General features: G+C 63.4%; 4 protein-coding genes and 1 pseudogene. 1 reads left to right on the top strand and 4 read right to left on the bottom strand.

Features of this window, described 5'->3' with window-relative positions:
• Positions 1-68: 68 nt before the first annotated feature.
• The 4 genes and pseudogenes from NP534_RS26940 to NP534_RS25745 all read right to left on the bottom strand — a co-directional run bounded on the left by NP534_RS26940 (position 69) and on the right by NP534_RS25745 (position 2,657).
• On the bottom strand, positions 69-797 hold the full coding sequence (locus NP534_RS26940) for a methyl-accepting chemotaxis protein (protein ID WP_443201102.1): 729 nt from the start codon (positions 795-797) through the stop codon (positions 69-71).
• A 135-nt stretch (positions 798-932) separates the two neighbouring features.
• Positions 933-1,961 (bottom strand): annotated as a pseudogene (locus NP534_RS26935) (HAMP domain-containing protein); the annotation flags it as partial.
• A gap of 166 nt (positions 1,962-2,127) precedes the next feature.
• Positions 2,128-2,430 (bottom strand): cell division protein ZapA, encoded by a 303-nt coding sequence (locus tag NP534_RS25750; RefSeq protein WP_033703147.1) that lies wholly within the window; start codon positions 2,428-2,430, stop codon positions 2,128-2,130.
• A complete protein-coding gene (locus NP534_RS25745; RefSeq protein WP_033703149.1) occupies positions 2,427-2,657 on the bottom strand; it encodes a hypothetical protein in 231 nt (76 codons plus the stop codon). Before NP534_RS25745 ends, NP534_RS25750 begins: the two co-directional genes overlap by 4 nt.
• Positions 2,658-2,927: 270 nt before the next feature.
• On the opposite strand from NP534_RS25745, the gene NP534_RS25740 reads away from it, so the two are divergent.
• Positions 2,928-4,553 carry a methyl-accepting chemotaxis protein gene (locus tag NP534_RS25740; RefSeq protein ID WP_274100589.1) on the top strand — a complete coding sequence of 542 codons (1,626 nt, stop codon included), beginning with the start codon at positions 2,928-2,930 and terminating at the stop codon, positions 4,551-4,553.
• Positions 4,554-4,658: the final 105 nt, after the last annotated feature.

Below are 4,658 nucleotides of genomic sequence, written 5' to 3'. Positions count from 1 at the left end.
TCTCAAGCCCGCTCCCACAGCGCTGTACTTTGGGAGCGGGCTTGCCCCGCGAAGAAGCCAACACCGATCTAGAGCCTGAACCCACCCATCTGCCGCGCCAGGTCATCGGCCAAACCACGCAAAGCCTGGCACTCCTCGCGGCACCCTTGCACCTCAGCCGCCGTCTCCCGCGCCAGGTCGGAAATCCCCTGCACCGTGCGGTTGATCTCCTCAGTTACCGCCGACTGCTCTTCAGTCGCTGTGGCCACCTGATGGTTCATGTCACTGATATGTTCCACCTGATCGGTAATCGCCCCCAGTGACGCCCCGGTGCGCTGGCTCGACTCCACGCCACTGCCGGTCGCCTGCTGCCCCGCCTGCATCGAGCTCACCGCCGAACCCGCGCCCTGCTTCAGGCGTTGGATCATCTGCTGCACCTCATCGGTAGACAGCTGCGTGCGCCGCGCCAGCGTTCGCACTTCGTCGGCCACCACGGCAAAACCACGTCCCATTTCCCCTGCCCGCGCCGCCTCGATGGCAGCGTTCAGCGCCAACAGGTTGGTTTGCTCGGAAATACTGCGGATCACCGCCAATACCTCATCGATCGAGGCGACTTCGTCGGCCAACTGCGCCACCGCATCCGCCGCTTTGCCGATGTCGCCCGACATGCCCTCGATGCCCTGGATCGAGCGCCGCACCACTTCACGCGCCTGCAACGCTTCATCGCGCGCCGATTGTGAAGCCTCGGCTGCCTGGCCGGCATTGCGGGCAATGTCCTGCACCGTCAGCCCCATTTCGTGCACGGCGGTGGCAACCATCTCGGTCATTTCCTGCTGCCGCCCGGAACGCTCGGCGGTGTTGTCCACCACTTGGGTCACCTGCTCGACAGCCCGATGCAGCCGTTCGGAAGTCTGCAACACCTCGCCAATCAGGCTGCGCTGGCTGTCGAGAAAACGATTGAAGCCCCGCGCCAGGTCACCCAGCTCGTCCTGGCGCGCATCATCCAGGCGATGGCTGAGGTCACCGGCGCCACTGCCGATCTGTACCAGCGCGGCAGTGACCCGTCGGATAGGCCGCACCAGCCCACGCGCCAGCAACACCACCAGCAGCAAGGACAGCAGCGCCACACCGCCACCGATCAACGTGGTCAGCCATACCGCCTGACGCATCTGCGCGTAGATCTCGGCCTCCGGCACCTCGGCGACCAAGGTCCAGTTCAGGTCGCGCAGTGGCAGGCCCAACGCCAGATAATCTTCGCCATCGCGCTGGAAGCGGCTGGTGCGCAGGCCCGGCTCACCACTCATCACCGCCTTCGCGGCGTGCGCATCGAGCTGCTCGACAAGCTGGCGCTTGCCGCTGAAAGCGTTGTCCGGGTGCACCTGGATCAGCCCATCGTTGCGCACCAGAAACACCTTGCCGTGCTCGCCAAAGCTGAAGTCATGGATCAGTTTCGACAGCTCGGCCATGCGCAGGCCCATGCCGGCGACGCCAACCAGCTTGCCGTCCTTTTCCACGCGATAGTCGATGAACAGCGCCAGCTCACCGGTGGCACCGTCGATGTCGATATTGATCAGACGCTCGGCGCCACTGTCGATGTAGCCGTAGAACCACTTGTCCTTGGGGTTGGCCCGGCTGAGGGTGCGGTCCAGGCCATTCTCGTTGTAGTAATGGCCGGTTTCGGTGGCGGCGAACAGCGTGGTGAAGGCCTTGTTGCGCTGCTTGGCAGCGTCCAAGTATTCGATGAAGCGCGGTGCTTGCGCAGGGTCTTCGCCCGCGGCAAGCCAATCGCGCAGCAGGGTGTTGCCGGCAATGTCGGCCGCAGCCACCAGCGGCTGGCCGAGCATGCGCTCGATATCGTTGCGGATGGCTTCGACACTGGCCGGCAGCGCCGTGTCGACCAGGTAGCGTTCGGTCAGGCGGTTGAACGCCACCGTGAAGATGATCACCACTACCAGGATGCTCGCCAGCAGGGCCGCGCCCATGCTTGCGATCAATTGCCACTGGATGCTTCGCCGCCAGATACGCATGCCCTTGCTCCCCGCCAATTATTGTTTTGCGGGAAGTGTATACACTTACGTATCCAGTTATTCCAGTGATCTGGGACATTGCTTGGGGACCTTGGGGCCGCTGTGCGGCCCCAGGTGCCCATCAGGACTCGGCAATAGTCCGAACGATCGCGTCCACCGTGGCGTCGATCTGCGCCTGGGTGCGCGCAAGCGTCTGCTGATGCTCCTTCTGCAGCTCAACCTGCTTGGAGCACAGGTTCAGGGCAGCCAGCACCAGCAGTTTGTCGCCGATCAAGGTCGGGTACGAACGCTTGGTCTCGGCCAAGGCGGTGTTGAGCATTCGCACCGCCTGCGCCAAGGTTTCTTCCTGGCCTTCAGGCGCCTTGATCGAATAGTCGCTGCCAAGGATCGACACGACATTGACCGGCTGCGCATTCAGGCTCATGCGTTGACGACACCCGCACTGGCGCGATCAACCAGCGCCTGGATGCGCGCGGCAGTGGCGCCGTTCTTTTCTTCCTGCTCCATCAGCGACAGCTGCAGGGTTTCGTTTTCTTCCTTGGCCTGGGCCAGTTGCTGGCCGAGGGTGGTGTTCTGCTCGGTGAGTTGAGCGTTTTTATGCATCAGGTCGCTGACCAGTTGCTCGATTTGATTCAGGGAGGCTTCAAGCATGGGGTCTATCTCAGGTTGTTGCAGAGGGCGCACACGATAAAGAAAAGTGTCGGCCCTCGCCATTAAATATCGGATTCTTAAGGTTTCTGCTGCGCAGATTGACAGGGTATCGGGCCGCTTGTTCCGACCTGGGTCAACCGCCGGTCAGGAAAAAGTTAGCGCGCTCACAAATTTCACCGGTCTCGCTCAAGACTGACCAGTCACGACCGATAGCCAGGCAAGTCATATTTCGTCGTGCTGTGTGCGACCCTCCCCTGCCTGGATCCCCCCATGTCCCTACGCAACATGAACATCGCCCCGCGCGCGCTGCTCGGCTTCGCGCTGATCGGCCTGCTGATGCTCGGCCTCGGCATTTTCTCGCTCATGCAGATGGGCAACATCCGCCAGGCGGGCGTCGCCATCGAGAGCATCAGCGTGCCCAGCATCAAGATTCTCGACGAACTTACCGCGCTGAACCTGCGCATGCGCACCCTCTCCTATCGGCTGCTGATCAACCGCGAGCCAGAGACCCAGCGCGACACCCTCAACCTGCTGGACCAACGCAACGCCCAGATCGACCGCGCCCGCCAGGCCTACCAGCCGATGATCGGCGCACCCGACGAGCAAGCGGCCTTCGACCAGTACAGCCAGTTGCTCAGTCAATACCGCCAGCTGGAGGCGCGCATGCGCAGCATGAGCCAGGCGGGCCGCACCGACGAGTTGCGCGACCTGCTCAACCGCGACCTGCTGGCCAACTCCGAGCAGATCAACAAGGTCATGGACACCCTGGTGCGCATCAACACCGACCAGACCCGTGCCACCAACGAAACCGCAGCCAGCCAGTATGCTGCCGCCTTCGCCCTGGTCATCGGCCTGTTGATCGCCGCCACCGTGCTGACACTGCTGTGCGCGTTCCTGCTGACCCGCAGCATCGTCAAGCCGATCGAAGAGGCGCTGCAATGCGCCGAGCAGGTGGCCGACGGTGACCTGACTCATGTCATCCGTGCCGAAGGCACCGACGAAGCCGCCCGCCTGCTGCGCGCCATGGCCCGCATGCAAGACAAGCTGCGCGACACCCTGCAATTGATTGCCGGCTCCGCCACCCAGCTGGCGTCTGCGGCGGAAGAGCTCAATAGCGTCACCGACGAGAGCGCCCGTGGCCTGCAGCAACAGAACAACGAAATTGAACAGGCCGCCACTGCGGTCACCGAGATGACCAGCGCCGTGGAAGAAGTGGCGCGCAACGCGGTGAGCACCTCGCAGGCCTCGGGTGAAGCCAGCCGTTCGGCGGGCGATGGGCGCGACCTGGTGCTGGAAACCGTCGGCGCCATCGAGCGTATGAGCGGCGATGTACAGGCCACTGCCACGCTGATCACCCACCTGGCCGAGCAATCGCGCGACATCGGCAAGGTGCTGGATGTAATCCGCGGCCTGGCCGACCAGACCAACCTGCTGGCGCTGAATGCCGCGATTGAAGCAGCCCGTGCCGGTGAGGCAGGCCGTGGCTTTGCCGTGGTCGCGGATGAAGTGCGGGCATTGGCCCATCGCACCCAGCAGTCGACCAGCGAAATCGAGCGGATGATCGGTACTATCCAGGGCGGTACGGAGGAGGCGGTGGCGTCGATGCGCACCAGCACCGAACGCGCCGAGTCGACCCTGAACATCGCCCGTGGCGCGGGCATGGCGCTGGATACCATTGCTGGCGCGGTGGCGCAGATCAACGAGCGTAACCTGGTGATCGCCAGCGCGGCGGAAGAGCAGGCACAGGTGGCGCGCGAGGTGGACCGCAACCTGGTTAACATCAATGACCTGTCGGTGCAGAGTGCTACCGGGGCGCATCAGACCAGCGCGGCGAGTGCCGAGCTGTCGCGCTTGGCGGTGGACTTGAATGGCCTGGTGGCTCGCTTTCGCACCTGATCGTACTGGGGCCGCTTTGCGGCCCATTCGCACTTTCATGGCCTGCGGATAACCTGTGAGAGCAACTGCCTTGCTCAAAATTCTAAAACAGCCAGCCCCGTGGGA

The sequence above is a fragment of the Pseudomonas sp. 39004 genome (genome assembly GCF_028682155.1).
Taxonomy (GTDB): Bacteria; Pseudomonadota; Gammaproteobacteria; order Pseudomonadales; family Pseudomonadaceae; genus Aquipseudomonas; species Aquipseudomonas capeferrum.
The sequence above is the reverse complement of the archived record's forward strand: the minus strand, read 5'-3'. Positions and strand labels throughout refer to the sequence as shown.

What these genes read in the sequence shown, in the direction of transcription:
- NP534_RS26940 (WP_443201102.1), bottom strand. Translation starts at nt 797, where the DNA reads ATGGTTGCCACCGCCGTGCACGAAATGGGGCTGACGGTGCAGGACATT.
- NP534_RS25750 (WP_033703147.1), bottom strand. Translation starts at nt 2,430, where the DNA reads ATGAGCCTGAATGCGCAGCCGGTCAATGTCGTGTCGATCCTTGGCAGC.
- NP534_RS25745 (WP_033703149.1), bottom strand. Translation starts at nt 2,657, where the DNA reads ATGCTTGAAGCCTCCCTGAATCAAATCGAGCAACTGGTCAGCGACCTG.
- NP534_RS25740 (WP_274100589.1), top strand. Translation starts at nt 2,928, where the DNA reads ATGTCCCTACGCAACATGAACATCGCCCCGCGCGCGCTGCTCGGCTTC.